The following is a 25,344-nucleotide window of genomic DNA, read 5'->3' as shown; positions in this document are numbered from 1 at the left end:
ACATTATGGGCGCTCTCCCGTCCCCTGCAACCTGTCAGGATTTTTCTTAATGCTCAAGGCACTGCGTTTTTTTGGATGGCCATTGTTGGCTGGCGTGCTGATCGCGATGCTGATTATTCAGCGTTATCCACAACTGGTCGGCCTGCCGACTTTCGATGTCAACCTGCAACAGGCACCGCAGACCAGCGCGGTGGTACAGGGCCCGGTGACTTACGCCGACGCGGTGGTGATCGCCGCGCCCGCCGTGGTCAACCTGTACACCACCAAAGTCATCAACAAGCCGGCGCACCCGCTGTTTGAAGACCCGCAATTTCGCCGCTATTTCGGCGACAACGGGCCCAAGCAGCGGCGCATGGAATCCAGCCTCGGCTCCGGCGTGATCATGAGCCCGGAAGGCTACATCCTCACCAACAACCACGTGACCACCGGCGCCGACCAGATCGTGGTGGCCCTGCGCGATGGCCGGGAAACCCTGGCCCGTGTGGTCGGCAGCGACCCGGAAACCGACCTCGCGGTACTGAAAATCGATTTGAAAGGCCTGCCTTCGATCACCATCGGCCGCTCCGAAGGACTGCGCGTGGGTGACGTGGCGCTGGCCATCGGCAACCCGTTCGGCGTCGGCCAGACGGTGACCATGGGCATCATCAGCGCCACCGGGCGTAACCAGCTGGGCCTCAACAGCTACGAAGACTTTATCCAGACCGACGCGGCGATCAACCCGGGCAACTCCGGCGGCGCGCTGGTGGATGCCAACGGCAACCTGACCGGTATCAACACCGCGATCTTCTCCAAGTCCGGCGGCTCCCAGGGCATCGGTTTCGCCATCCCGGTGAAGCTGGCCACTGAGGTGATGAAGTCGATCATCGAGCATGGCCAGGTGATTCGCGGCTGGCTGGGGATTGAAGTGCAGCCGCTGACCAAGGAACTGGCCGAGTCGTTTGGCCTGACCGGACGCCCTGGCATCGTGGTCGCCGGGATCTTCCGCGACGGCCCGGCGCAGAAAGCCGGCCTGCAACTGGGTGACGTGATCCTCAGCATCGACGGCGAACCGGCCGGCGATGGCCGCAAGTCGATGAACCAGGTGGCGCGGATCAAGCCGACCGACAAGGTGGCGATCCAGGTGATGCGCAATGGCAAGGAAATCAAGCTGCAGGCAGAAGTGGGCCTGCGTCCGCCGCCTGCGCCGGTGAAAGAAGAAGAATAACGGCTTCGGGAGCCCGCTCGCGGGCTCCTGTTACCTAATATTTCAGCGGAAAATTATTCTCATTAGAGATGTTATATTGTTTCAATATTGCTATTGGAACGCTCTATCATGCCGTCTCGAAGATTTGCCCCACTGGCCGGAATCGCCTTGGGTTTACTGGTAGAACCGGCCTACGCCGAAGACAACACCCCGCTTGAACTGGACGCCACCCGCATCACCAGCGAGGCGTACGAATCGGCCACCGGCCAGGTCAAGGGCTATCGCGCCACCCGCTCCGCCAGCGCTACCAAGACCGACACCGCCCTGCGCGATATCCCACAGTCCATCAGCGTGATTCCCGCCTCGGTGCTCAAGGACCTGGGCAGCACCCACGTCGAGCGTGCCCTGGAGTTTGCCGGTGGCGTGTCCAAACAGAACAACTTCGGCGGCCTGACGCTTTACGAATACAGCGTTCGCGGCTTCACGACGTCAGAGTTCTACGTGGACGGTTTCAGCGCCAACCGCGGTTACCCGAGCACGCCGGACGCGGCCAATATCGAACGCATCGAAGTGCTCAAGGGCCCCCGCAGCCAGCCTTTATGGCCGGGGCGATCCGGGCGGCACGGTGAACATCGTCAGCAAAAAGCCGCAGCCCGAGGCCTTCACCATCCTGCAGACCAGCGCCGGTAGTTGGGACCGCTATCGCACCGCGCTGGACGTGAACACACCGCTGGACAGCGAGGGTAATGTCTTGTCGCGGGTCAACCTGGCGGTGGAAGACAACCACAGCTTCCGCGACCACGTGGACGCCAAGCGGGTCTTCGTCGCGCCCTCCATCAGTTGGCAACTGGACCCGGACACCCGCCTGCTGGTGGAAAGCGAATTCGTGCGCCACCGTTCCACTTTCGACCGTGGCATCGTCGCCCCGAATAACCACTGGAGCGGCGTCTCCCGCTCGACCTTCCTCGGCGAGCCCAACGACGGCGATATCCGCAACCACAACAACCGCCTGCAAGCCACCCTTGAGCATCACCTCAACGATGCCTGGCAACTGCGCCTGGCCAGTCATTACAAACAAGGCAGCCTGTGGGGCGACGCTTCGGAAAACCGCCCGCTGGATGCCGATGGCCACACCCTCAGCCGCCGCTACCGCGAACGCTCCACCGGTTGGCACGACAGCATCACCCAGCTCGAACTGCGCGGGCGGTTCGACATCGGCAGTTGGCAGCATGAGTTGCTGATCGGCACCGAGTACGAGGACTACCGCAAGAAAGAACGGGTGACCACCATCGCCGGCGGTCCCTATGCCGTAGACCTGTATAACCCGGTCTACGGCCAGCCAAAACCCAACGACAAACGCTCCGGCACCGACTTCTTCGAACAGGTGAAAAGCCAGGCGCTGAACCTGCAGGACCAGATCGTCTTCACCGACCGCCTGCGCGGGATGATTGGCGCGCGTTTCGAACACGTTGAGCAACACACCGACGACTTCGCCCGCAACCATGCGAAAAGCCGGCAAACCCACGACGCCCTGACCCAACGCGCCGGCCTGCTCTACCAGCTGACGCCTGAAGTGGGCCTGTTCGCCAATGCCTCCACCTCGTTCAAACCCAACAATGGCCTGGACGCCGGCGGCAAATCCTTCAAGCCGGAAGAAGGCGTGGGCTATGAAATCGGGATCAAGAGCGAGTTGTTCGACGACCGCCTGAGCACCACCCTCGCCGCCTTCCATATCGAGAAGGAAAATGTCCTGGCCCTGGACCCGGCCACCGACACCCAGCGCGCCATGGGCAAGGCCCGCAGCCAGGGCTTTGACCTGCAACTGACCGGGCAAGTGTCCGACGCCGTACGGGTGATCGGTGCCTTTGCCTACATCGACGCCGAAGTGACCAAAGGCGACAAAGTCATCCCCACCGGCAGCCGGATTCTCGGCGTGGCCAAACGCAGCGGCAGCTTGCTGGGGGTGTATGAATTCCAGGATGGCCTGCTGCGTGGCTCAGACCTTGGCGCGGCCTTTACCTACGTTGGCGATCGCTCGGGTGAAGCCGGTGGGCGCTTTGAGTTACCCGCCTACCACACCGTCGATTTGCTGGCCCATTACAAGGCCAGCGATAACGTCACCGTGGGCCTGAACCTCAACAACCTGTTCGATGAAAAGTACTACGAGCGCTCCTACAGCAATTACTGGGTCAACCCCGGTGAGCCGCGCAATTTCACCGTCAGCCTGACCCTCAACCTGTAAAAGGACGTCACCATGCAAGCCTTCAAATCCCTGGCCGTGCTCGGCCTGCTATTTGCCACCCAGGTCTCGGCCCACGGTCTGTGGACCGAACAACGACGCGGCAATATCGAAGTGATCTACGGCCACGGTGCCGAAGACAATGCGTTCAAGGCGCAGAAAATCAGCGGCGCCTGGGCTTATGACGCCAGCGGCAAAATGATCCCGGTGACCGTGGAACGCCTGCCCGACCATGCGCGCCTGAAGCCGCTCAAGTCGCCGGCCGTCTTGGCCGTGGCGCTGGATAACGGAATGTGGTCGCAGACTGCTGACAAGAAGTGGATCAACCAAGGCCGCAGCAAAGTGCCGGGGGCGATCGAGTCGACCCAGACCTTCAAGTACAGCCTGGCGATTTACCAGCCGGGGGCGAAGTTGCCCAAGCTGGATCAGATCAAGCTGCTGATCTTGCCGGAAGTTGATCCGCTGACCGTAGGGCCGGGCAAGTCACTGCCGGTGCGGGTGCTGCTGGATGGCAAACCCGCGGCGGGGATCAAATTGATTGGGGATTATCGCAATGCACCGAACACCTTGAGCACAGAGACCGATAAGGACGGCCGCGCCCAGGTGCTGGTGAGGAATGAAGGGTTGAATGTGATTGCGGCGCAGGTGGAGATCCCGCTGAAGGACAATGCCGATGTAGCGACTCGCGGACTGTTCAGTTCACTGACCTTCCTGGGCGAGCCGCATCACGAATAACCCCGCAAAACAATGTAGGAGCCGGGCTTGCCCGCGATGGCGATTTTTCAGTCGAGGCATCTGGTGACTGATCCACCGCTATCGCGGGCAAGCCCGGCTCCCACATTTGATCTCTATCGTTTCGACAATCGGATCACAGTGCAACCGGCGCTCTTTCACACAAGGTATTGAGCGCCACCGCCCACTGCGGGTCGTCATTCAAGCAAGGCACCAACACCAACTCCTCGCCCCCCGCCTCGCGGAACTGTTCCAACCCGCGATCACCAATCTCTTCCAACGTCTCGATGCAGTCCGCGACAAACGCCGGGCACATCACCAGCAGCTTCTTCACGCCTTGTTGAGCCAACGCTTCAAGGCGTGCCTCGGTGTAGGGTTCGATCCACTTGGCCCGGCCCAGACGCGACTGGAACGCCACCGACCACTTGCCCTCCGGCAAACCCAGGCGCTCGGCGAAATCCCGCGCCACGCTGAAGCATTGGGCGCGATAGCAGGTGGCAAGCACTTCGGGAGAGGCGTTCTGGCAGCAGTCGGCATCCTTGAAACAGTGTTGCCCGGTAGGGTCGAGCTTTTTCAGGTGACGCTCGGGCAAGCCGTGGAAACTCAGCAGCAGATGATCGAAATCCTGCTCCACGTAGGCCCTGGCACTGTTGGCCAGCGCATCAAGGTATTCCGGCTGATCGTAAAACGGCTGCAGAATCGAAAACTCGATCGCCAGCTTTTTGTCCCGCACCACGCGCCGGGCTTCTTCAATCACCGTGGTCACGGTGCTGTCGGCAAACTGCGGGTACAACGGCGCCAGGGTGACTTTCCTGATGCCCTGGCCGGCCAATCGCACAAGCACCGTTTCAATCGACGGTTCGCCATAACGCATCGCCAGTTCCACCGGGCCCTGGGTCCATTGCGAAGTCATTTGTTGTTGCAAGCGACGGCTGAGGACTACCAGCGGCGAGCCTTCGTCCCACCAGATCGAGGCGTAGGCATGGGCCGACTGCTCGGGGCGCTTGATCAGGATCAGCGACACCAGCAAACGCCGCACCGGCCACGGCAGGTCGATGACATAAGGGTCCATCAGGAATTGATTAAGGTAGCTGCGCACATCCGCCACCGATGTGGACGCCGGTGAACCCAGGTTGACCAGTAACAACGCGTGATCCGTCATGCAACATCCTATTTCTAGAGGCGGCTGGACAAGTCGTCCAGGGCCGCGTGCAACTCAGTGAACTGGAAAGTGAAACCGGCTGCCAACAGCCGCTGCGGCAACGCCCGCTGGCCACCCAGCAACAAGCCCGACAACTCACCCAGGCCGATGCGCAAGGCAAACGCCGGCATGGGCATGAACGCCGGGCGGTGCAGCACCTTGCCCAGGGTCTTGGCGAACTCAAGGTTGCGCACCGGGTGTGGCGCGCAGGCATTATAAGGACCGCTGGCGCCTTCCTTGTGCAGAAGAAAATCAATCAGGGCGATTTGATCCTTTATATGGACCCACGGCATCCACTGCCGACCATTGCCGATAGGCCCGCCCAGCGCCAGTTTGAACGGCAGCAACAGCCGCGACAAAAAGCCGCCCTCGGCCGCCAGCACCAACCCGGTTCGCACCAGCACCACGCGGATCCCCAATGCTTCGGCGCGCTGGGCCGTTTCCTCCCAGGCGATCGATAGCTGGCTGCCAAAGTCGTCCTGCACCGGGCCACTGTCTTCGGTCAGCTCACGCTCGCCGCCGTCGCCGTACCAACCCACCGCAGAGCCGGAGATCAACACCGCCGGTTTTTGCTCAAGGCCCTCAAGCCAGGCCAACAACGTTTCGGTGAGACCGATACGGCTGCTCCACAGCAGCGCCTTGCGTTTATGGGTCCAGGGGCGGTCGGCAATCGGCGCGCCGGCCAGGTTGACCACGGCGTCCAACGGCTCGTTTACATCTTGCAGGCGGGCAATGCCGTGCACCTGGGCACCGCACAATTTAGCCACTTGTTCGGGATGGCGGCTCCAGACCGTAAGGCGATGGCCCTGGGCAAGCCAGTATTGGCAGAGTTGACGGCCGATCAAACCCGTACCGCCGGTCAGCAAAATGTGCATGAGTTGTTCCTCGTGTAACGTTCGCCGACCACCGTTAGTCTATTTTATAGACAGGGATGTTTTAATCGGGCGCAACGCTGGTTAAACCTTCAGGTTTAACCATAGGTCACGCCAAACGATCAGGTACGCCAAAACTTATACCAAAAAACAATATTGTACAGCTATTGGTGTCGGCGTAGTCTGTACCCAACGGTAAAACGAGGCCTCCCATGACTGTTCCCATCGCGATCATTGGCACCGGCATCGCCGGTCTCTCCGCCGCCCGAGCGTTAAAAGACGCGGGGCACGCTGTACAACTCTTCGATAAAAGCCGCGGCAGTGGCGGTCGCATGTCCAGCAAGCGCAGCGATGCCGGGGCACTGGACATGGGCGCGCAGTACTTCACCGCCCGCGACCGGCGCTTCGTCAACGAGGTGCAACGCTGGCAGGCCCAGGGTTGCGCCGAGCAATGGAAACCGCAGCTGTACAACTTCAAGTCCGGGCAACTCACGCCCTCCCCCGATGAACAGATCCGCTGGGTCGGCACGCCGCGCATGAGCGCGATCACCCGCGCCCTGCTGGATGACTTGCCGGTGCACTTCGGTTGCCGCATCACCGAAGTGTTCCAGGGCAAACACCACTGGAACCTGCTGGACGCCGACGGTGAAAACCATGGCCCGTTCAGCCACGTGATCATCGCCACCCCGGCGCCGCAAGCCACCGCTTTGCTGGCCGCCGCGCCCAAGCTGGCAAGTGCCGCCGCCGGGGTGAAGATGGACCCGACCTGGGCCATCGCGCTGGCCTTCGACAAGCCGTTGGACACCCCCATGGAAGGCTGCTTCGTGCAGGACAGCCCGCTGGACTGGCTGGCCCGCAACCGCAGCAAACCAGGGCGCGACACCACCCTCGACACCTGGGTGCTGCACGCCACCAGCACCTGGAGCAAGCAACACCTGGACCTGTCCAAGGAAGCGGTGATCGAACACCTGCACGGTGCCTTCGCCGAACTGCTGCACAGCGCCATGCCGGCGCCGTCCTTCACCCTCGCCCACCGCTGGCTGTATGCGCGGCCGTCCACCAGCCACGAATTTGGCGTGCTGGCCGACGCCGACCTGGGCTTGTACGTGTGCGGTGACTGGTGCCTGTCGGGCCGTGTGGAAGGCGCCTGGCTCAGCGGCCAGGAAGCGGCGCGGCGATTGATCGAGCACCTGCAGTGAACCGCATCAATCCCGCCAAATTGCTGCTGTCGAAGTGGACGGCAGCCCGCCCGCAGCACAAGGAAAAACACTTCCTGGTGACCCAGTTGCTGCGCGACGACGAAGGCGATGTGCAGGAAATCGAGCTGGAAGCCGTGATCAGCCATCGCGTGCAGCGCCTGCCCTGGCAAACCCTGCAAAACGCCGAAGACTGGAAAATCGGCTGGAAATAGTCATTCCGAAAATACCTGTACAAATTATTTGACTTGTACAGCTTCAAATCTATGATGAGATTAAGTTGTACAGAAATTTAACTCTGTACAGGATTTTTCATAGAGGTTTGGCCATGCCCAGCACCCTGCCCGCCACCGGCAAACCGAAAATCGCCATCAGCGCGTGCCTGTTGGGCGAGAACGTGCGCTTCAACGGCGGGCATAAACAATCCCAGCTGTGCAGCCAGACTCTCGCCGAATATTTCGATTTCGTGCCGCTGTGCCCTGAAGTCGCCATCGGCCTGGGCATTCCCCGCGAGCCCATCCGCCTGGTGGGCGACCCGCTGAACCCTCAGGCCGTCGGCACCGTGCACCGCGAACTCAACGTGACCCGGCCGCTGGACGATTACGGCCAACAAATGGCTGCTGAACACACCGACCTCTGCGGCTACATCTTCATGCAGAAATCCCCGTCCTGCGGCCTGGAGCGGGTCAAGGTCTATCAGGACAACGGCATGCCCATCGACGGCGGCGGGCGCGGCATCTACGCCCAGGCTTTTTGCGCGCGCCACCCCAACCTGCCGGTGGAAGAAGACGGTCGGCTGAACGACCCGGTGCTGCGGGAAAATTTCCTGACCCGGGTGTTCGTCTACGCCACCTGGCAGCAACTGCTCGCCGAAGGCCTGACCCGCCACCGCCTGCTGGAATTTCACTCACGCTACAAATACCTGCTGATGGCCCACAGCCCGGTGCATTACAAAAGCCTGGGCAACCTGCTGGGCGGCATGCGCAAGGACGTCGACCTCGACGCCCTGGCCACCGGCTATTTCAGCGAACTGATGACGGCCCTGAGCAAGTGCGCCACGCGCGGCACCCACACCAACGTGCTGCAACACATCAGCGGCTACCTCAAGCAAGCCATCAGCGCCGAAGACAAACAGGAAGTGCAGACCCTCATTGGCCAATACCGCCAGGGCATCGTGCCGCTGGTGGTGCCACTGACCCTGCTCAAGCACCACTTTCGCCAGCATCCGGACCGCTACATCGCGCAGCAGGCCTACCTGCAACCGCACCCGGAAAACCTCAGCCTGCGTAATGCGATTTAACCCATGAATGTTTCCCTGCAAGACGACAATGACCCCGGCGAAGATTTCGCCCAAGCCCTGCAAGAAGGCTGGCTGCCGATCCGCGAAGTGGCGCGCCAGACCGGCGTCAACGCGGTGACCCTGCGCGCCTGGGAGCGACGCTACGGCCTGATCGTGCCCCAGCGCACGCCCAAGGGGCACCGGCTGTTTTCCGCCGAGCACGTGCAGCGCATCCATACCATCCTGACCTGGCTCAACCGCGGTGTGCCGGTCAGCCAGGTCAAGGGCCTGATCGACACCGCGCACAGCACCAGCGAACCGCCGGTGGAAAACGAATGGCACAACCGGCGCCAGCAGCTGTTGCAGGCCATCAGCGAACTGGCCGAGCGCCGGGTAGATGACGCCTTCAACCAGGCCATGGCGCTGTACCCGCCGCGCACCCTGTGCGAGCAACTTCTGCTGCCGTTGCTCAAGGAGCTTGAACTGCGCTGGCAAGGCCAATTCGGCGCGCAGATGGAACGGGTGTTTTTCTATTCCTGGCTGCGCAGCAAATTCGGCGCGCGGATGTATCACAACAATCGCCAGCTCAACGGTGCGCCGTTGCTGCTGGTCAATCATTCCGACCTGCCGCTGGAGCCGCACCTGTGGCTCACCGCCTGGCTGGCCAGCAGCGCCGATTGCCCGGTGGAAGTCTTCGACTGGCCGTTGCCGGCCGGCGAACTGGCCCTGGCCGTCGAGCACCTGCAACCCCGCGCGGTGTTGCTGTATTCGAGCAAGGCGCTGCATGTGCCGGCGCTGGGCAAACTGTTGAGCGGGTTCAGTTGCCCAAAACTGATAACCGGACCAACGGTATGCATCCACCAGGCCGAGCTGTCCGTATTAACCCAAGACATTCCTGAATTGCTCCTGGCCGAAGACCCGTTGTCGGCCCATCAGGTACTGATCCAGCGTGGACTTATTTAAATGCACTTGATCTGGCTGCGCACCGACCTGCGCCTACATGACAACACCGCCCTCGCCGCCGCTGCACAGCGCGGCCCGACAGCGGCTGTCTACCTGATCAGCCCCGGGCAATGGCTGGCCCACGATGACGCGCCGTGCAAAGTCGACTTCTGGCTGCGTAATCTGCAGAGCTTGAGCGTGGCACTGGGCGAGCTGAACATTCCGCTGTTGATCCGCCATGCCTCGACCTGGGACCAGGCACCGCAAGTCCTGGCTGACCTGTGCCAGGAGCTGTCGGTGGAGTCGGTGCACGTCAATGACGAATACGGCATCCACGAAGAGCGTCGCGACACAGCGGTGGCCACGGCCCTCGAAGCCCAGGGCGTGACGTTCCACAATTATCTGGACCAATTGCTGTTCCAGCCCGGCAGCGTACTGACCAAGACCGGCACGTACTTCCAGGTGTTCAGCCAGTTTCGCAAAGTCTGCTACAGCCGCTTGCACGGCGCGCTTCCCCGCCTGATCGCCGCCCCCAAGGCGCAGGCGCCGCTCAAACTCAAAAGTGACCCAATCCCCGATCAGGTCGACGGTTTTGCTACCCCGAGCGAAGCCTTGCGCGCGCTGTGGCCTGCCGGTGAAACCGAAGCCCGGCGCCGTCTCGACCAGTTTGCCGACGCACAAATCAGCTACTACAAGGACGAACGCGACTTCCCGGCCAAGCCCGGCACCAGCCAGCTCTCGGCTTACCTGGCCGCCGGTGTGATTTCGCCGCGCCAGTGCCTGCACGCCGCGCTGCAAAGCAACCAGGGCGAATTCGAAAGCGGCGACATTGGCGCCATCACCTGGATCAACGAGCTGCTGTGGCGCGAGTTCTACAAACATATCCTGGTGGGCTACCCCCGGGTCTCCCGCCACCGCGCCTTCCGCCCCGAGACCGAAGCCGTGGCCTGGCGCAACAGCCCCGAAGACTTGAAGGCCTGGCAGGAAGCCCGCACCGGCCTGCCGATCATCGATGCGGCCATGCGCCAATTGCTGGAAACCGGCTGGATGCACAACCGCCTGCGTATGGTGGTGGCGATGTTCCTGACCAAAAACCTGCTGATCGACTGGCGTGAAGGCGAGCGTTTTTTCATGCGCCACCTGATCGACGGTGACCTCGCGGCCAACAACGGCGGCTGGCAGTGGAGTTCGTCCACCGGCACCGATTCGGCGCCGTACTTCCGGATTTTCAGCCCCTTGAGCCAATCGGAAAAATTCGACGGCGAAGGCGTGTTTATCAAGCACTGGCTGCCGCAACTGGCGGCGCTGAACAAAAAAGAAGTGCACAACCCCGACGCCGTGGGCGGCCTGTTTGGCGTGGCGGACTATCCTCGTCCTATCGTCGATTTGAAAAAATCCCGCGACCGCGCCCTCGCCGCCTTCCGTAGCCTGCCTTCACGCCAGGCGGCTGGAGGCAGCTATGAGTGATTTCCTGCGCCGCTTCGCCCAAGCCTTTGCCAGTGTGGACAAACACAACCTGCACCTGCTCGACAGCCTGTACAGCAAGGACATCAGCTTCACCGACCCGCTGCACGAGGTGCATGGGCTGACGGCGCTGCACCGTTACTTCGCCGAGCTGTACGACAACGTCACCCAGCTGCGCTTTGACTTCCATGGCTTCGATCAGGTGGCTGAAGGCGAAGGCTACCTGCGCTGGAAAATGAGCTTCTGCCACCCGCGCCTGGCCAAGGGCGAAGTGATTCGCGTCGAAGGCTGCTCGCACCTGCTGTGGCGCGACAAGGTGTACCAGCATCGAGATTATTTCGACGCAGGTGCACTGCTGTATGAGCACGTGCCGGTCCTCGGCGGCGTGGTCAGTTGGCTGAAAAGGAGAATGGGATGAACCTTGTGCCGCCCCGTCGTTATTGGTTGACCGGTGCCAGCAGTGGCATCGGTGCCGAACTGGCCAAAGCGCTGCTCGACAGCGGCGCCCATGTGGCCGTCAGCTCCCGCTCCAAGGCGCCGCTGGAGCAACTCGCCCAGCAATATCCGGGGCAAGTGCTGGTGGTGGCAGGCGACCTGACCAACAGCCAGACCGTGCGCGAAATCGGTGAGCACATCGCCGTGGTCTGGGGCTCGCTGGACACGGTAATCCTTAACGCCGGCACCTGCGAATACGTGGATGCCAAACAGTTCGACGCCTCGATCATCGAACACGTGGTGCGCACCAACCTGTTGGCCAGCAGTTACTGCATCGAGGCCGCCCTGCCGCTGTTGCGCGCCGGTCATAGCCCGCACCTGGTCGGCGTGGCCAGTGCCGTGACGTACCTGCCGATGCCCCGGGCGGAAGCCTACGGCGCCTCCAAGGCCGGCCTGCGCTACCTGTTTGAATCCCTGCGTATCGACCTGTCGCCCGAAGGCATCGACGTGACCGTGGTCAGCCCGGGGTTTGTCGACACGCCGCTGACCGCCCGCAACGATTTCCCGATGCCCCTGAGCTGGCCCGCAGACAAGGCCGCGCGGCATATCTTCGCCAAGCTGCAAAACCGCCCATTGGAAATTGCCTTCCCGGCGCTGTTCATTGCCGCACTCTGGCCGCTGTCAAAACTGCCGAACCGCGCCAAGCTGATCATCGGCAAACGCATGCTGCGCAGCCCGCCACCGAGGAAGGACGACCTGTGAAGATCGCCATCATCGGCAGCGGCATCGCCGGGCTGACCAGTGCTTATCTGCTCAGTCGCCGCCATGACATCACGTTGTTCGAAGCGAGCGACTGCATTGGCGGGCACACCCACACCGCCAATGTCACGGTGGAGGGCAAAAGCTATGCGGTGGACACCGGTTTTATAGTGTTCAACAACTGGACCTACCCCAACTTCATCAAGCTGCTGGGCCAGATCGGCGTGACGTTCAAACCCACCGAGATGAGCTTTTCGGTGTGCGACACGAACGCCGGGTTCGAATACAACGGCAACAACCTCAACAGCCTGTTCGCCCAGCGTCGCAATATTCTGTCGCCGGGTTTCTGGGGCATGTTGCGCGACATCCTGCGCTTCAACCGCCAGGCGCCGCTGGACCTGCAAGAGCAACGCATCAGCGCCGAGATGACCCTGGGCGAGTACCTGCAAGCCGGCGGCTACGGCCAGCGGTTTATCCAGCACTACATCGTGCCGATGGGGGCGGCGATCTGGTCGATGTCCCTGGCGGACATGCTCGGGTTCCCCCTGCAATTCTTCGTACGGTTCTTCAAGAACCATGGTTTGTTGTCGGTGAGTAACCGGCCGCAATGGTGCGTGATCGAAGGCGGCTCCAGCCGCTATATCGAGCCGCTGACTCAGTCCTTCCGCGAAAAAATTCGCATCAATTGCCCGGTTACCCGGGTTGAACGCTCAGCGATCGGCGTGGTTATCCACAGCGCCGCCGGCAGCGAGGCCTTCGACAAGGTGGTGTTCGCCTGCCACAGCGACCAGGCCCTGGCGTTGCTGGGCGACGCGAGCCCGGCCGAGCAACAGATCCTCGGCGCCCTGCCCTACGCCGACAACGACGTAGTCCTGCACACCGACACCCGCTTGCTGCCCGACCGCAGACTGGCCTGGGCCAGCTGGAACTATCGCCTGGACGGCAGCGCGCACAAACAGGCTGCCGTGACCTACGACATGAACATCCTGCAGGGCATCGACAGCGCCACGACTTTTTGCGTGAGCCTCAACCAGACGGCGATGATCAACCCGCTCAAAGTCCTTGCCCGCTACACCTACGCCCACCCGCAATACAGCCTGGCCGCCGTGGCCGCACAAGCGCGCTGGGAAGAACTGCACGGCGCGCAGCACACCTACTATTGCGGCGCCTACTGGGCCAACGGTTTCCACGAAGACGGCGTGGTCAGCGCGTTGCGTGTGGCCAAGGCGTTTGGGGAAATCCTGTGAACAGCGCCCTCTACAGCGGCTGGATCGCCCATCGGCGGTTTACGCCCAAGGGCCATGCCTTTCGCTACCGGATCGGCCTGCTGTACCTGGACCTCAGCGAACAGCACGAAGTGTTCGGCTTGTCGCCACTGGCGGGCGAGCGCTGGGCGCCGTTCGCGTTTCGCCAGCAGGATTACCTGCGTGAATTGACCCGTCACGGCATGAGCTTGACCGATGCCGTACGCCAAGAAGTCGGCAAGGCCCTGGGGCGCATCCCCCTGGGCGCAATCTGCCTGCTGACCCAGGCTCGCAGTTGGGGCCTGGCTTTTAATCCGGTGAGTTTCTTCTACTGCTTCGAGGCCGATGGAACACTGGCCGCGATCCTCTGTGAAGTGACCAACACCCCGTGGCGCGAGCGCTATCACTACGTGCTGCCGGCCCAGGCGTTGCCTGCCGACGAGCACCAGCACTTCGCCGTGGCCAAGGCGTTTCATGTGTCGCCGTTTTTGCCCCGGGACCTGGAATACCGCATGAGCTTCAGCCCGCCCGCCGCGAAACTCGGCGTGCACATGGCCGACTGGCAAGGCGAGCTGAAAGTCTTCGACGCCACCTTGAGCCTGCAGCGCGAAGCCTTGAACCGCGCCAGCCTGCACCGCTACCTGTGGCGCTTCCCGTGGATGACCGCCAAGACTTGCCTGGCCATTTACTGGCAGGCCCTGCGCCTTTTACTTAAACGCACGCCGATTTTTTCCCATCACGCCGCCGAAGGCGCTTCTCGCACCGCAGTCGGGTACACCAAGGATCGCCGCCATGAAATCCCCTAGCTTATCGGTCAAATCCAACCGCTTGAACGTCAACGGCATGACCGCCGCACTGCTGCGTAAAGCGGTGCTGCGCCAGCTCGGCCAACTGCGCCACGGCCAGTTGGTGGTGATTGAGGACGGCGAACGGCAAGTCTTCGGCGCACGGGAAGCGCACCTGCTGGGGGAAATCCAGATCCTCGACTCGGCGGTGTGGGGGCTGGTGGCGGCCAACGGTTCCATCGGCGCCGGCGAGGCGTTTATTCATGGTTACTGGAGCAGCCCGGACCTCACCGCCGTGGTGCGGGTGATGGTCAGCAACCTCGACGTGCTGGATGCGCTGGAAGGTGGCCTGGCCAAACTGGCGCGGCCCTTCACCCAAAGCCTGCACTGGCTCAACCGCAATACGCGCAAGGGCTCGCAGAAAAACATCGCCGCCCACTACGACCTGGGCAACGACCTGTTCGAAGAATTCCTCGACCCGACCATGATGTATTCGGCCGCACAATTCCTCACCGCTGACGACACCCTGGAACAGGCCCAGTTGAACAAACTGGAACGCATCTGCCAGAAGCTTGCGCTGAAACCCTCCGATCACCTGCTGGAAATCGGCACCGGCTGGGGCAGCATGGCGATTTATGCGGCGCAGCAATATGGCTGCAAGGTCACCACCACGACCTTGTCCAAGGAGCAGTTTGCCTACACCGAAAAACGCATCGAGGCCCTGGGTTTGCAGAACCAGGTGACACTGCTGCTGGAGGACTACCGCGACCTGACCGGGCAGTACGACAAGCTGGTGTCCATCGAGATGATCGAAGCGGTGGGCCATCGCTTCCTGCCGACCTATTTCAAGCAGTGCGCGCAGTTGCTCAAGGGCAACGGCCTGATGTTGCTGCAAGCCATCACCATTCGTGAACAACGCTACGAACAGGCCAAGAGCAGCGTGGACTTTATCCAGCGCTACATCTTCCCCGGCGGCGCCCTGCCCTGCGTACAGAAAATGCTTGAGATCGTCAGCCGCGACACCGACATGAACCTGCTGCACATGGAGGATTTCGGCCTGCACTACGCGCGAACCTTGCGCCTGTGGCATGAGAACTTTCGCCGCGCCCACAGCCGCCTGACGGAAATGGGCTACGACGAATACTTCCTGCGGCTGTGGGAGTTTTACCTGTGCTACTGCGAAGGCGGTTTTATGGAGCGCACCATCGGCACCGCACAGATGCTGCTGGCCAAGCCGGCGGCGCTGACACAGCCACTGCTCGGGCGTTTTAATGCTTAAACCGCTGGCGAATGCCGTGCTGTTCCAGTGCGGCTGGTTTGCCTGTGTGCTGGGCGGCGACAGCCTGTGGCTATTGGTGGGAGTGGCCGTGCTGGCGGTCCACCTGCTGTGGATAAGTTCGTGGTCCGAGGAAGGCCAGGTGATCCTGGCCGTCACCCTGCTGGGCACGGTGATCGACACCGCGCTGCGCGCGTTTGGCGTGTTTCACTTCAGCCTGCCCGGGCCGTGGGCGCCGGTGTGGCTGATCCTGTTGTGGGCATTGCTGGCGACCACGCTGCGCCATTGCCTGGCCTGGAGCGCACAGCCCTGGTGGCGCGCAAGCCTGCTGGGCGCGGTGGGCGGGCCATTGTCTTATTACGCCGGCAGCCAGTTGGCCGGGGTCAGTTTCGGCTATGGCACCGTGGCGACCCTCCTCGGCCTGGCGTTAATTTGGGGCATGATCTTTCCATTGCTGCACTGGGTCGCCAGGCAGTTGGCACACTGACGTCCGTCAGGCCTTTCACACACGCATAAGCCGCTTGCCTTACACTGCGCGCCTATGACCAACATCCCCCACACCCAAATCGCCGAACCTGCCGTCACCTGCTCCACCTGCGCCGCATGCTGCTGCCAGTTGGAAGTCATGCTGATCACCGACACCGGCGTGCCTGATCGCTTTATCGACACCGACGACTGGGGCGGCGAAGTCATGCTGCGCCTGGATGACGGCTGGTGCGCGGCGCTGGATCGCGACACGATGATGTGCACGATTTATGAGAAGCGGCCGCTGATCTGCCGGGAGTTCGAGATGGGCGCGCCGGAGTGCATTGATGAGCGCCAGGGGATTGCGACGGTGTATCGCTGATTTCGGAACCGATACAGATCAACTGTGGGAGCTGGCTCGCCTGCGATAGCGTCAACTCGGTGCAACTGATGCACCGAGGTGCCTGCATCGCTGGCAAGCCAGCTCCTACAGGGGTTTTGCGGTGTTCTTGAGAATTACAACGGCATCGTGTAGTGCAGCGAATAGCTCTCGACACCATCGTTATTGCTGCTGATCCCGGCATTGGAGTAATGGGTGGCCCGAATGCCCACTTCGCTCCCACCGACAAAGCGCAAGCCAAAGCCCAGTCGGTCTTCAAACTGGAAAGCCTGGCCGATGTTATTGTCTTCAACCCGCGTGCGGGAGAACACCGCCACGCCAACCCCAGCCTCGATGTACGGCTTCACCTTCTCCCCGGCAAACTCATACACAAACACCGGCGAGAACGACAAGCTGCTGACACTGGCGCGCTTGTCACCGTCCCAGTAGGTGTAGGCGCCGCTCCAGTAACCGGTCACGCGGCCCGTATCGGTCTGCCACCAGCTTTTATCCCAATCCGAGGTCAGCCCCAACCGATAGGTCATGGTCGAATCGCTGGTACTCCCCACTCCAAATTCCAGGCCCGCGGCCTGCGCAGAAAAAGAGTGCCCCAACATTGCGGCCGCAATCGCAGCCAAACAGAACAAGCGCTTCATATAGAAACATCCTTTCCGAACGAAGTTGTATGATTTTGTACAGGCTAACTCGCTATAGAAGCTGTCGCACACGCGGAAGTTCAGCGAAAAACGAGCTATTTCACGTTTTTTTCACAGGCCAAAATTACGCACAACGCCGGGGGATTTCCATAGGGTCGGTAGGATATTTCTGAAGTGCACTGGATCGCCGCTGGTCCAGAACTGTGCAGGCTCGGGATTGCCGGAGGCCAGCAGCTCGCGCTCGCCCAAAAGGCGCTGCAATTGACGCGCTACCGCAGCGCCGGTGTCGATCAGAATAATCGTCGGCGGGAGCATCTCGGCGAGCAATGGCTTGAGGAAGGGATAGTGGGTGCAGCCGAGGATGATGGTGTCGCAACCGGCCGCAATCAGCGGTTCGACATAGCCCTGCAACAGCAGGCGCAACGCCGGGCTGTTCAAGTCGCCGGTCTCGATCAGCTCCACCAGGCCTGGGCACGGCTGGGTGATCACCCGCACATCGGTGGCGAAACGGTCGAGCAACGCGGCGAACTTGGCGCTTTGCAGGGTGCCGGTGGTCGCCAGCACGCCGACCACACCACTGCGGGTCGCGGCGGCGGCGGGCTTAACCGCAGGCTCCATGCCCACCAGCGGCCAGTCGGGATAGTCCTGGCGCAAATCGGCGACGGCGGCGACGGTCGCCGTATTGCAGGCAATCACAAAGGCTTTGGCGCCTTTTTCGCGGAAAAACTCCGCCACCCGTCGCGAGCGATCCAGGATGAATGCCGGGGTTTTCTCGCCGTAGGGGATATTCCCGCCATCCGCCACGTACAGCAGCGACTCATGGGGCAGCAGCCGCTGGATTTCGTCCAGCACCGACAGGCCGCCGACACCGGAGTCGAACACACCAATGGGCGCGTCCTTAACCATGTTGGCTACCGCAGACGCTGCAACCGGGATCGCGCTTGACCCGCAACTCGCGAAAACGCGTGGTCAGGGCGTCGATCAACAACAGCCGCCCCACCAGTGGCTCGCCGAAACCGGCCAGCAATTTCAAGGCTTCCAGGGCTTGCAGGCTTCCCACCAACCCCACCAGCGGGCCGATGACGCCGGCTTCGCTGCAGGTCAGTTCGGCCTCGCTGCCGTGCCCGTATAAACAGTGGTAGCACGGGCTTTCGGCGCGGCGCGGGTCGAACACCGACAGCTGGCCTTCCAGGCGAATCGCGGCGCCGCTGACCAGCGGTTTGCCGGCAGCGACACACGCCGCATTGACCGCTTCTCGGGTGGAGAAGTTATCGCTGCAATCCAGTACGACGTCGACCGCCGTCACGGCGGCCGCGAGGGAATCCTCATCCAGCGCGCTGCGATGGGCGACCAACTGTATTTCAGGATTGATCGCGCTCAGGCGGCGAATCGCCGAGTCGACCTTGCTCAGGCCGACACTGTCGGTGTCATGAATGATCTGGCGTTGCAGGTTGGTCAGGTCGACGCTGTCGAAGTCCGCCAAATGCAGCTCACCCACGCCCGCCGCTGCCAGGTACAGCGCCACCGGGGAACCGAGGCCACCGAGCCCGACAATCAGCGCGCGGCTGTTTTTCAGGCGCAACTGGCCTTCAATGTCGACATGCTGCAACAGAATCTGCCGGCTATAGCGCAACAGCTCCTGATCATTCATCACGGCCGGCGTCCCAAAGTGATGCGTTCGTGGCCACCCAGGTCGATGCGGCTGTGAACCTCTTCAAAGCCTTCGCCCAGCAGCAGGTCGCGCACGGCGGGCGCCTGGTCGTAACCGTGTTCCAGCAGCAACCAGCCCGCGGCGTCGAGATGCGCAGGCGCCTGGGCGATGATCAGCCGCAGGTCGTCCAGGCCATCGTGCCCGGCCACCAGCGCACTGGCGGGTTCAAAGCGCACGTCACCGGCCACCAGATGGGGGTCGGTGTCGGCTATATAAGGCGGGTTGCTGATGATCAGGTTGTAGGTGTGGCCTTCGAGAGCGCTGAACCAATGGCTGTTCAGCACCGTGGCGTTGTTCAGGTGCAGGCGCTGACGGTTGCGTTCGGCCAGCGCCACGGCTTCCAGCACGCGGTCGACGGCGGTGACTTGCCAGGCCGGGCGTTCGCTGGCCAGGGCCAGGGCAATCGCGCCGCTGCCGGTGCCCAGGTCGAGGACCTTGGCCGGGGTGGCCGGCAGCAATTCCAGGGCGGCTTCCACCAGCATCTCGGTTTCCGGACGCGGGATCAGCGTGTGAGGTGCCACTTCCAGGTCGAGCTTCCAGAAGCCTTGCTGGCCGAGGATGTAGGCCACGGGCTCGCCTGTGCGGCGGCGTTGCAGGTAGTCGGCGAAGGTCAGTGCGTCTTCGCTGCTGACGATTTTTTCGGGCCAGGTGTGCAGGTAGCTGCGGGACTTGCCCAGGGCCGCGGCCAGCAACAATTCCACGTCCAGGCGCGCAGTGGGCGAGTCCGGCAGGTCGGCGGCGCGTAACAGGCTGGCAATAATGGTCATTTATTCACCTATCGCCGCCAACTGGTCGGCCTGGTACTCGGCCAACAACGGCTCGATGACCGCATCAACGCCACCGGCAAGGATTTCATCCAGGGAATACAGCGTCAGGTTGACGCGGTGGTCGGTGACCCGGCCCTGGGCAAAGTTGTACGTACGGATACGCTCGGAACGGTCGCCCGAGCCCACCAGCAATTTACGCTCGCTGGCAATTGCGTTGGCGGCGGCGCTGGTCTGCTGGTCGTTGAGCTTGGCCGACAGCCAGGACATGGCCCGCGCACGGTTCTTGTGCTGGGAACGTTCTTCCTGGCACTCCACCACGATGCCCGAGGGCAAGTGGGTGATGCGAATCGCGGAGTCGGTCTTGTTGACGTGCTGGCCACCGGCGCCCGATGAACGGTAGGTGTCGACCCGCAGGTCTGCCGGGTTGATCTCGATCGCTTCCTGCTCGTCCGGCTCGGGCAACACGGCCACGGTGCACGCGGAGGTGTGGATACGGCCCTGGGATTCGGTGGCCGGCACCCGCTGCACGCGGTGTACGCCAGACTCGAACTTCAGCTTGCCGTAGACATTTTCGCCTTCGACCCGGGCGATGACTTCTTTATAACCGCCGTGTTCGCCTTCGTTCTCGGACAGGATCTCGACCCGCCAGCCACGACGTTCGGCATAGCGCGAGTACATGCGGAACAGGTCACCGGAGAAAATCGCCGCCTCGTCACCGCCGGTGCCGGCGCGGATTTCAAGGAACACGTTGCGCCCGTCGTTGGGGTCCTTGGGCAGCAGCATGCGTTGCAGGTCGCCTTCCAGTTCGATCAGCTTGTCCTTGGCTTCACGCACTTCTTCAACGGCCATTTCGCGCATGTCCGGGTCACTGTCCTTGAGCAGCGCCTGGGCGCCTTCGAGGTCAGCCTGAACCTTGAGCAACTGTGTATAGGTGGCCACAATCGGTTCAACTTCCGCGTACTCCTTGGAATAGGTGCGGAACTTGGTCTGATCGGAGATGACCTCGCCGTCGCCGAGCAAGGCGGTCAGTTCTTCGAAACGGTCCTGAAGGACGTCCAGTTTATTGAGCAGTGACGCTTTCATTGCGGTTTTTTATCCGAAGAGCTTTCTGTCGCGCCCTCACCGAGGGCAAAGAGTTCCTGGGCCATGGCCAGCGCATCGAGGCGGCCTTCGGCGGTAAGCTTTTTCAATTGAACACTGGGGGCATGCAGCAATTTGTTGGTCAGGCCGCGCGCCAGTTGCATCAGCACGTCTTCGGCGCTGCTGCCGTTGGCGAGCATACGCTGGGCCTTGATCAATTCCTCGTCCCGCAGGCGTTCGCCTTGCTGACGATAGGCCTTGAGCACGTCCACCGCCGCCAGTTCACGCAGGCGCACCATGAAATCGTCGGCACCGGTGCTGACCATTTCCTCGGCGGCCTGGGCTGCGCCCTGGCGACTTTTGAGATTTTCGGCGACCACTTCGTGCAGGTCGTCGACGCTGTAGAGGTAAACGTCGTCCAACTCGCCGACTTCAGGCTCGATATCCCGGGGAACGGCGATGTCCACCATGAAGATCGGCTTGTGCTTGCGCAGTTTCAGGGCGCTTTCCACCGCGCCTTTACCCAGGATCGGCAATTGGCTGGCGGTGGAGCTGATGACGATGTCGCTGCGCACCAGTTCGGCCGGGATGTCGGAGAGCAACACCGCGTGGGCACCGAACTGCTCGGCAAGGATGCTCGCACGCTCCAGGGTACGGTTGGCGACGACGATGCGCTTCACACCCAGCTCGTGCAGATGGCGGGCGACCAGGGTGATGGTCTCGCCGGCGCCGATCAGCAGGGCCTGGCTGCGTTGCAAGTCACTGAAAATCTGTTTGGCCAGGCTGACGGCGGCAAACGCCACGGACACCGGGTTTTCACCGATGGCGGTGTCGGTGCGCACCTGCTTGGCCGAATTGAAGGTGGCCTGGAACAGGCGCCCCAGCAACGGGCCGATGGTGCCGGCCTCGCGAGCCACGGCGTAGGCCGATTTCATCTGGCCGAGGATCTGCGGTTCGCCCAACACCAGCGAGTCGAGCCCGGAAGCGACGCGCATCATGTGACGAACTGCCGCATCCTCTTCGTGCACATATGAGCTTTGGCGCAGCTCATCGAGGCTCAAATGGTGGTAATCGGCCAGCCAGCGCAGCACCACATCCGCTGAAAGATGTTCCTGCTCTATATAGAGCTCGCTGCGATTGCAGGTCGAAAGGATCGCAGCTTCGCGACTGTCGGTAAGCCGGCAGAGCTGCTGCAAGGCCTCAACCAACTGCTCTGGAGTAAAAGCCACGCGCTCGCGGACGTCTACAGAAGCAGTCTTGTGGTTAATACCGAGTGCAAGGAAGGCCATTCAATATCGCTGATGATGTCGGGAAGCCGACAATTGTCCTACTTCGAATGATTCAGAACAACCACCGTAGGCTATTGTCCTAATGCCTTGTGTCTATAAAGGCATCCACTGAGACTCGGTTATGTTTGGCCGAAGGCTTGTGTCATGATGATCCGACCGCAGGTTAGTCGTCCTCTTCCTATATGAATAGATCTTCCGCGTTGCTCCTTGCTTTTGTCTTCCTCAGCGGCTGCCAGGCCTTGGCACCCGTGTCGCCGGACGGTACGCCGCCGGTAGAAGACAGCACCCCCGCCCCTGAAAAGCCCAAGGTTTATTCCTCGTTCAGTGAAGAGACGGTCTTCAGTCTGCTGAGCGCGGAGCTGGCCGGCCAGCGCAATCGTTTCGACATTGCCCTGGATAACTACGTGACCCAGGCCATCAATACTCAGGATCCGGGGATTTCGGAGCGGGCGTTTCGCATCGCCGAGTACCTGGGCGCCGATCAGGCGGCCCTGGACACCTCGCTGATCTGGGCGAAAAACGCCCCGGACGATCTCGAAGCGCAACGGGCAGCCGCCATTCAACTGGCCCGCGCCGGGCGCTATGACGACTCCATGGTGTATATGGAGAAAGTCCTGCAGGGCAAGGGCGACACGCATTTCGACTTCCTCGCGCTGTCGGCCGCCGACACCGATCAGGACACCCGCAACGGCCTGATGAAGAGTTTCGACCGCCTGCTGCAAAAACACCCGAACAACAGCCAGCTGATTTTCGGCAAGGCGCTGTTGCTGCAACAGGATGATGAGCCCGAGGCAGCCTTGAAGCTGCTGGAGCAACACCCGCCGGAAGACGGCGAGATAGCGCCTATCCTGCTGCGTGCGCGCCTGCTGCAAAACCTCAACCGCGGCAAGGAAGCGATTCCGCTGCTGGAAAAAAGCATCAAGAAGTACCCGGGCGACAAGCGTCTGCTGCTGACCTATGCGCGCACGCTGGTTGAACAGGACCGCATGGAAGACGCCAAGGTGCAGTTCGCCAACCTCGTCCAGCAATACCCGGACGACGACGAATTGCGTTACTCCCTGGCGCTGGTGTGCCTGGAAGCCAAGGCGTGGGATGAAGCCAAGGGTTACCTGGAAGACCTGATCGCCCGCGAGAGCCACGTTGATTCGGCGCACCTGAACCTGGGCCGTATCGCTGAAGAGCGTAACGACCCGCAGGCCGCGCTGCTTGAGTACGCCCAGGTTGGTCCCGGCAACGACTACCTGCCGGCGCAACTGCGCCAGGCCGATATCCTGATGAACAACGGTCGCACCGACGAAGCCGAAAAACGCCTGGCCGCCGCACGGGATGCCGAACCGGACTACGCGATCCAGCTGTATCTGATCCAGGCCGAGACCTTGTCGGCCAACAAGCAGGGCGATCGCGCCTGGAAAATCCTGCAGCAAGCCTTGCTGCAATACCCTGACGACTTGAACCTGCTGTACACCCGCGCCATGCAGGCGGAAAAACGCAATGACCTGGCGCAGATGGAAAAAGACCTGCGCCTGATCATCAAGCGCGACCCGGACAACGCCATGGCACTGAACGCCCTGGGTTACACCTTGTCCGACCGTACAACGCGTTACGCCGAAGCCAAGGAGCTGATTGAAAAGGCTCACCAGCTCAACCCGGAAGACCCGGCCGTACTCGACAGCCTCGGCTGGGTGAACTACCGCCTGGGCAACCTGGATGAAGCCGAACGCTTGCTGCGCCAGGCGCTGGAGCGCTTTCCCGATCAGGAAGTGGCCGCGCACCTGGGCGAAGTGCTCTGGGCCAATGGCAAGCAACGCGAAGCGCGACAAATCTGGGAGAAGTTCCTCAAGGAACAACCCGAAAGCCCAATCCTGCGCAGCACCATCAAGCGCCTGACCGGATCCGAGACCCTTTAATTTTATGTTTTTGCGCCACGTCATCGTTTTCAGCTTTATCGCCCTGCTCGCCGGCTGTTCGGGCCTTGGCACCCGTGAATCTGTCGAAGGCCCGGGCAACCCGGCGCAATGGCAGCAACACAAGGATCAACTGAGCAGCCTCGATGGCTGGCAGATTGAAGGCAAGGTTGGCATTCGCGCCCCGAAGGATTCGGGCAGCGGTACCTTGTTCTGGCTGCAACGCCAGGACTATTACGATATTCGCCTGTCTGGCCCGCTGGGCCGCGGTGCGGCACGCCTGACCGGCCGACCGGGGCAAGTCAGCCTGGAAGTGGCCAATCAGGGCCGCTATGAAGCCCCTACGCCGGAAGCCCTGCTGGAAGAACAGATGGGTTGGAAACTGCCCGTCTCGCACCTGGTGTGGTGGGTACGTGGCCTGCCCGCACCGGACAGCAAGAGCCGCCTGAGCCTCAACGGCGACAGCCGCCTGGCCTCGCTGGAACAGGATGGCTGGCAGGTCGAGTACCTGAGTTATGTGCAACAGAACGGTTACTGGCTGCCCGAGCGCATCAAGCTGCATGGCACCGACCTTGACGTCACGCTGGTGATCAAGGACTGGCAACCTCGCAAACTGGGGCAGTGACATGACCGCGCAACGCTTGACCCTGCCCTCCCCGGCCAAACTCAATCTGATGCTGCACATTCTCGGTCGCCGTGAAGACGGCTATCACGAGTTGCAGACGATTTTTCAGTTTCTCGACTACGGCGATGAGCTGACCTTCGCCGTTCGCGATGACGGCCTGATCCGACTGCACACCGAATTCGAAGGTGTGCCTCACGACAGCAACCTGATTGTGAAGGCCGCGAAAAAACTTCAGGAACAATCCGGTTGCCCGCTGGGCATCGACATCTGGATCGAAAAAATCCTGCCCATGGGCGGCGGCATCGGTGGCGGCAGCTCGAATGCCGCGACGACGTTGCTCGGCCTGAATCACTTGTGGCAGCTGGGCTGGGACCACGATCGCCTGGCCGCGCTGGGCCTGACGCTCGGCGCCGACGTCCCGGTTTTCGTGCGTGGGCACGCCGCTTTTGCCGAGGGCGTGGGGGAGAAACTCACCCCTGTAGACCCCGAAGAGCCGTGGTATGTCGTGCTTGTTCCGCAAGTATCTGTAAGTACAGCAGAAATTTTTTCAGATCCACTGTTGACACGTAACTCTCCTCCCATTAAAGTGCGCCCCGTTCCCAAGGGAAACAGTCGAAATGACTGCTTACCGGTTGTAGCAAGGCGTTATCCAGATGTACGTAACGCTTTGAATTTGTTAGGTAATTTTACCGAAGCAAAATTAACCGGAACTGGAAGTTGTGTGTTTGGGGGCTTCCCAAGCAAAGCTGAAGCTGATAAAGTCTCGGCCCTTCTTACAGAGACCCTTACAGGGTTTGTAGCAAAGGGAAGCAACGTTTCGATGTTGCATCGCAAGCTGCAAAGTCTGCTCTAAAGGAACCG

General features: G+C 61.6%; 25 protein-coding genes and 1 pseudogene. 18 read left to right on the top strand and 8 right to left on the bottom strand.

Annotation, left to right across the window (positions count from 1 at the left end; translation table 11 throughout):
* Positions 1 to 49 precede the first annotated feature (49 nt).
* The 3 genes and pseudogenes from algW to P3C29_RS22140 all read left to right on the top strand — a co-directional run bounded on the left by algW (position 50) and on the right by P3C29_RS22140 (position 4,157).
* Positions 50 to 1,204: a Do family serine endopeptidase AlgW gene (gene algW / locus P3C29_RS22150; protein ID WP_010177003.1), complete on the top strand. Its 1,155-nt coding sequence runs from the start codon at positions 50 to 52 to the stop codon at positions 1,202 to 1,204.
* A 108-nt stretch (positions 1,205 to 1,312) separates the two neighbouring features.
* Positions 1,313 to 3,425: pseudogene (locus P3C29_RS22145) on the top strand (TonB-dependent siderophore receptor).
* A 12-nt stretch (positions 3,426 to 3,437) separates the two neighbouring features.
* Positions 3,438 to 4,157, top strand: a complete 720-nt coding sequence (locus P3C29_RS22140; RefSeq protein WP_010177007.1) for a DUF4198 domain-containing protein — start codon at positions 3,438 to 3,440, stop codon at positions 4,155 to 4,157.
* Between the two features lie 133 nt (positions 4,158 to 4,290).
* Here the strand turns inward: P3C29_RS22140 and hemH are convergent, their stop codons facing one another.
* Together hemH and P3C29_RS22130 are read right to left on the bottom strand one after the other, a co-directional pair.
* The gene (gene hemH, locus P3C29_RS22135) at positions 4,291 to 5,316 is read right to left on the bottom strand and encodes a ferrochelatase (protein WP_275965443.1); all 1,026 of its coding nucleotides are present in this window, start codon (positions 5,314 to 5,316) and stop codon (positions 4,291 to 4,293) included.
* Positions 5,317 to 5,330: 14 nt separating this feature from the next.
* On the bottom strand, positions 5,331 to 6,230 hold the full coding sequence (locus P3C29_RS22130) for a TIGR01777 family oxidoreductase (protein ID WP_201121759.1): 900 nt from the start codon (positions 6,228 to 6,230) through the stop codon (positions 5,331 to 5,333).
* Positions 6,231 to 6,439: 209 nt separating this feature from the next.
* Here P3C29_RS22130 and P3C29_RS22125 point away from each other — a divergent pair, with 209 nt between their 5' ends.
* From P3C29_RS22125 to P3C29_RS22070, 12 genes are all read left to right on the top strand, one after another.
* Entirely contained in the window at positions 6,440 to 7,426 is a 987-nt protein-coding gene (locus P3C29_RS22125) for an FAD-dependent oxidoreductase (protein ID WP_010177010.1), read from the top strand.
* A complete protein-coding gene (locus P3C29_RS22120) occupies positions 7,423 to 7,638 on the top strand; it encodes a TIGR02450 family Trp-rich protein (RefSeq protein WP_010177011.1) in 216 nt (71 codons plus the stop codon). Before P3C29_RS22125 ends, P3C29_RS22120 begins: the two co-directional genes overlap by 4 nt.
* Positions 7,639 to 7,751: 113 nt before the next feature.
* Complete coding sequence (locus tag P3C29_RS22115; RefSeq protein WP_275965442.1) at positions 7,752 to 8,723, top strand: DUF523 and DUF1722 domain-containing protein; 972 nt, start codon at positions 7,752 to 7,754, stop codon at positions 8,721 to 8,723.
* A gap of 3 nt (positions 8,724 to 8,726) precedes the next feature.
* Positions 8,727 to 9,665 (top strand): MerR family transcriptional regulator, encoded by a 939-nt coding sequence (locus P3C29_RS22110; protein ID WP_010177013.1) that lies wholly within the window; start codon positions 8,727 to 8,729, stop codon positions 9,663 to 9,665.
* Positions 9,666 to 11,111: a deoxyribodipyrimidine photo-lyase gene (gene phrB / locus P3C29_RS22105; protein WP_201121761.1), complete on the top strand. Its 1,446-nt coding sequence runs from the start codon at positions 9,666 to 9,668 to the stop codon at positions 11,109 to 11,111.
* Positions 11,104 to 11,526 (top strand): nuclear transport factor 2 family protein, encoded by a 423-nt coding sequence (locus P3C29_RS22100; protein ID WP_275965441.1) that lies wholly within the window; start codon positions 11,104 to 11,106, stop codon positions 11,524 to 11,526. The genes phrB and P3C29_RS22100 overlap by 8 nt, the downstream gene beginning before the upstream one ends.
* The gene (locus P3C29_RS22095; RefSeq protein WP_010177017.1) at positions 11,523 to 12,305 is read left to right on the top strand and encodes an SDR family NAD(P)-dependent oxidoreductase; all 783 of its coding nucleotides are present in this window, start codon (positions 11,523 to 11,525) and stop codon (positions 12,303 to 12,305) included. Before P3C29_RS22100 ends, P3C29_RS22095 begins: the two co-directional genes overlap by 4 nt.
* Positions 12,302 to 13,549: an FAD-dependent oxidoreductase gene (locus tag P3C29_RS22090; protein ID WP_275965440.1), complete on the top strand. Its 1,248-nt coding sequence runs from the start codon at positions 12,302 to 12,304 to the stop codon at positions 13,547 to 13,549. Before P3C29_RS22095 ends, P3C29_RS22090 begins: the two co-directional genes overlap by 4 nt.
* Entirely contained in the window at positions 13,546 to 14,352 is an 807-nt protein-coding gene (locus tag P3C29_RS22085) for a DUF1365 domain-containing protein (protein WP_010177019.1), read from the top strand. Before P3C29_RS22090 ends, P3C29_RS22085 begins: the two co-directional genes overlap by 4 nt.
* Positions 14,339 to 15,610 carry a cyclopropane-fatty-acyl-phospholipid synthase family protein gene (locus P3C29_RS22080; protein ID WP_275965439.1) on the top strand — a complete coding sequence of 424 codons (1,272 nt, stop codon included), beginning with the start codon at positions 14,339 to 14,341 and terminating at the stop codon, positions 15,608 to 15,610. The genes P3C29_RS22085 and P3C29_RS22080 overlap by 14 nt, the downstream gene beginning before the upstream one ends.
* Positions 15,603 to 16,094, top strand: coding sequence for a DUF2878 domain-containing protein (locus tag P3C29_RS22075; protein ID WP_275965438.1), 492 nt, complete (start codon positions 15,603 to 15,605; stop codon positions 16,092 to 16,094). The genes P3C29_RS22080 and P3C29_RS22075 overlap by 8 nt, the downstream gene beginning before the upstream one ends.
* Before the next feature lie 54 nt (positions 16,095 to 16,148).
* Positions 16,149 to 16,454 carry a YkgJ family cysteine cluster protein gene (locus P3C29_RS22070; RefSeq protein ID WP_003208416.1) on the top strand — a complete coding sequence of 102 codons (306 nt, stop codon included), beginning with the start codon at positions 16,149 to 16,151 and terminating at the stop codon, positions 16,452 to 16,454.
* 134 nt (positions 16,455 to 16,588) lie between these two features.
* Here P3C29_RS22070 and P3C29_RS22065 read toward each other — a convergent pair whose 3' ends face one another.
* The 6 genes from P3C29_RS22065 to hemA form a co-directional block, all read right to left on the bottom strand.
* Positions 16,589 to 17,107: an acyloxyacyl hydrolase gene (locus P3C29_RS22065; RefSeq protein WP_169387103.1), complete on the bottom strand. Its 519-nt coding sequence runs from the start codon at positions 17,105 to 17,107 to the stop codon at positions 16,589 to 16,591.
* A gap of 111 nt (positions 17,108 to 17,218) precedes the next feature.
* Positions 17,219 to 18,013 (bottom strand): glutamate racemase, encoded by a 795-nt coding sequence (gene murI / locus P3C29_RS22060; RefSeq protein ID WP_275965437.1) that lies wholly within the window; start codon positions 18,011 to 18,013, stop codon positions 17,219 to 17,221.
* Positions 18,006 to 18,761, bottom strand: a complete 756-nt coding sequence (locus P3C29_RS22055; RefSeq protein ID WP_169387101.1) for a molybdopterin-synthase adenylyltransferase MoeB — start codon at positions 18,759 to 18,761, stop codon at positions 18,006 to 18,008. The genes murI and P3C29_RS22055 overlap by 8 nt, the downstream gene beginning before the upstream one ends.
* Positions 18,758 to 19,585, bottom strand: coding sequence for a peptide chain release factor N(5)-glutamine methyltransferase (prmC, locus tag P3C29_RS22050; protein ID WP_177120332.1), 828 nt, complete (start codon positions 19,583 to 19,585; stop codon positions 18,758 to 18,760). Before prmC ends, P3C29_RS22055 begins: the two co-directional genes overlap by 4 nt.
* Entirely contained in the window at positions 19,586 to 20,668 is a 1,083-nt protein-coding gene (gene prfA / locus P3C29_RS22045; RefSeq protein ID WP_169387099.1) for a peptide chain release factor 1, read from the bottom strand.
* On the bottom strand, positions 20,665 to 21,954 hold the full coding sequence (hemA, locus tag P3C29_RS22040; protein WP_008432265.1) for a glutamyl-tRNA reductase: 1,290 nt from the start codon (positions 21,952 to 21,954) through the stop codon (positions 20,665 to 20,667). The genes prfA and hemA overlap by 4 nt, the downstream gene beginning before the upstream one ends.
* Before the next feature lie 182 nt (positions 21,955 to 22,136).
* Between hemA and P3C29_RS22035 the strand changes: the two genes are divergently transcribed.
* Genes P3C29_RS22035 through ispE form a run of 3 tightly spaced genes read left to right on the top strand, consistent with a single transcriptional unit; the run spans position 22,137 to position 25,336 of the window.
* The gene (locus P3C29_RS22035; RefSeq protein ID WP_201121775.1) at positions 22,137 to 23,861 is read left to right on the top strand and encodes a tetratricopeptide repeat protein; all 1,725 of its coding nucleotides are present in this window, start codon (positions 22,137 to 22,139) and stop codon (positions 23,859 to 23,861) included.
* A 4-nt stretch (positions 23,862 to 23,865) separates the two neighbouring features.
* The gene (lolB, locus tag P3C29_RS22030; RefSeq protein ID WP_008432261.1) at positions 23,866 to 24,483 is read left to right on the top strand and encodes a lipoprotein insertase outer membrane protein LolB; all 618 of its coding nucleotides are present in this window, start codon (positions 23,866 to 23,868) and stop codon (positions 24,481 to 24,483) included.
* Position 24,484: 1 nt separating this feature from the next.
* On the top strand, positions 24,485 to 25,336 hold the full coding sequence (gene ispE / locus P3C29_RS22025; RefSeq protein ID WP_275965436.1) for a 4-(cytidine 5'-diphospho)-2-C-methyl-D-erythritol kinase: 852 nt from the start codon (positions 24,485 to 24,487) through the stop codon (positions 25,334 to 25,336).
* Positions 25,337 to 25,344: the final 8 nt, after the last annotated feature.

It is taken from the genome of Pseudomonas sp. 1912-s (assembly GCF_029269205.1).
GTDB lineage: Bacteria > Pseudomonadota > Gammaproteobacteria > Pseudomonadales > Pseudomonadaceae > Aquipseudomonas.
The sequence above is the reverse complement of the archived record's forward strand: the minus strand, read 5'-3'. Positions and strand labels throughout refer to the sequence as shown.

Excerpts from the sequence above, each read along its gene's own strand:
- murI (WP_275965437.1), bottom strand. The coding sequence starts at position 18,013 with ATGGTTAAGGACGCGCCCATTGGTGTGTTCGACTCCGGTGTCGGCGGC.
- ispE (WP_275965436.1), top strand. The coding sequence starts at position 24,485 with ATGACCGCGCAACGCTTGACCCTGCCCTCCCCGGCCAAACTCAATCTG.
- prmC (WP_177120332.1), bottom strand. The coding sequence starts at position 19,585 with ATGACCATTATTGCCAGCCTGTTACGCGCCGCCGACCTGCCGGACTCG.
- algW (WP_010177003.1), top strand. The coding sequence starts at position 50 with ATGCTCAAGGCACTGCGTTTTTTTGGATGGCCATTGTTGGCTGGCGTG.
- prfA (WP_169387099.1), bottom strand. The coding sequence starts at position 20,668 with ATGAAAGCGTCACTGCTCAATAAACTGGACGTCCTTCAGGACCGTTTC.
- P3C29_RS22035 (WP_201121775.1), top strand. The coding sequence starts at position 22,137 with ATGAATAGATCTTCCGCGTTGCTCCTTGCTTTTGTCTTCCTCAGCGGC.
- phrB (WP_201121761.1), top strand. The coding sequence starts at position 9,666 with ATGCACTTGATCTGGCTGCGCACCGACCTGCGCCTACATGACAACACC.
- P3C29_RS22080 (WP_275965439.1), top strand. The coding sequence starts at position 14,339 with ATGAAATCCCCTAGCTTATCGGTCAAATCCAACCGCTTGAACGTCAAC.
- lolB (WP_008432261.1), top strand. The coding sequence starts at position 23,866 with ATGTTTTTGCGCCACGTCATCGTTTTCAGCTTTATCGCCCTGCTCGCC.
- P3C29_RS22130 (WP_201121759.1), bottom strand. The coding sequence starts at position 6,230 with ATGCACATTTTGCTGACCGGCGGTACGGGTTTGATCGGCCGTCAACTC.
- P3C29_RS22140 (WP_010177007.1), top strand. The coding sequence starts at position 3,438 with ATGCAAGCCTTCAAATCCCTGGCCGTGCTCGGCCTGCTATTTGCCACC.
- hemA (WP_008432265.1), bottom strand. The coding sequence starts at position 21,954 with ATGGCCTTCCTTGCACTCGGTATTAACCACAAGACTGCTTCTGTAGAC.
- P3C29_RS22110 (WP_010177013.1), top strand. The coding sequence starts at position 8,727 with ATGAATGTTTCCCTGCAAGACGACAATGACCCCGGCGAAGATTTCGCC.
- hemH (WP_275965443.1), bottom strand. The coding sequence starts at position 5,316 with ATGACGGATCACGCGTTGTTACTGGTCAACCTGGGTTCACCGGCGTCC.
- P3C29_RS22075 (WP_275965438.1), top strand. The coding sequence starts at position 15,603 with ATGCTTAAACCGCTGGCGAATGCCGTGCTGTTCCAGTGCGGCTGGTTT.
- P3C29_RS22070 (WP_003208416.1), top strand. The coding sequence starts at position 16,149 with ATGACCAACATCCCCCACACCCAAATCGCCGAACCTGCCGTCACCTGC.
- P3C29_RS22100 (WP_275965441.1), top strand. The coding sequence starts at position 11,104 with ATGAGTGATTTCCTGCGCCGCTTCGCCCAAGCCTTTGCCAGTGTGGAC.
- P3C29_RS22115 (WP_275965442.1), top strand. The coding sequence starts at position 7,752 with ATGCCCAGCACCCTGCCCGCCACCGGCAAACCGAAAATCGCCATCAGC.
- P3C29_RS22095 (WP_010177017.1), top strand. The coding sequence starts at position 11,523 with ATGAACCTTGTGCCGCCCCGTCGTTATTGGTTGACCGGTGCCAGCAGT.
- P3C29_RS22065 (WP_169387103.1), bottom strand. The coding sequence starts at position 17,107 with ATGAAGCGCTTGTTCTGTTTGGCTGCGATTGCGGCCGCAATGTTGGGG.
- P3C29_RS22125 (WP_010177010.1), top strand. The coding sequence starts at position 6,440 with ATGACTGTTCCCATCGCGATCATTGGCACCGGCATCGCCGGTCTCTCC.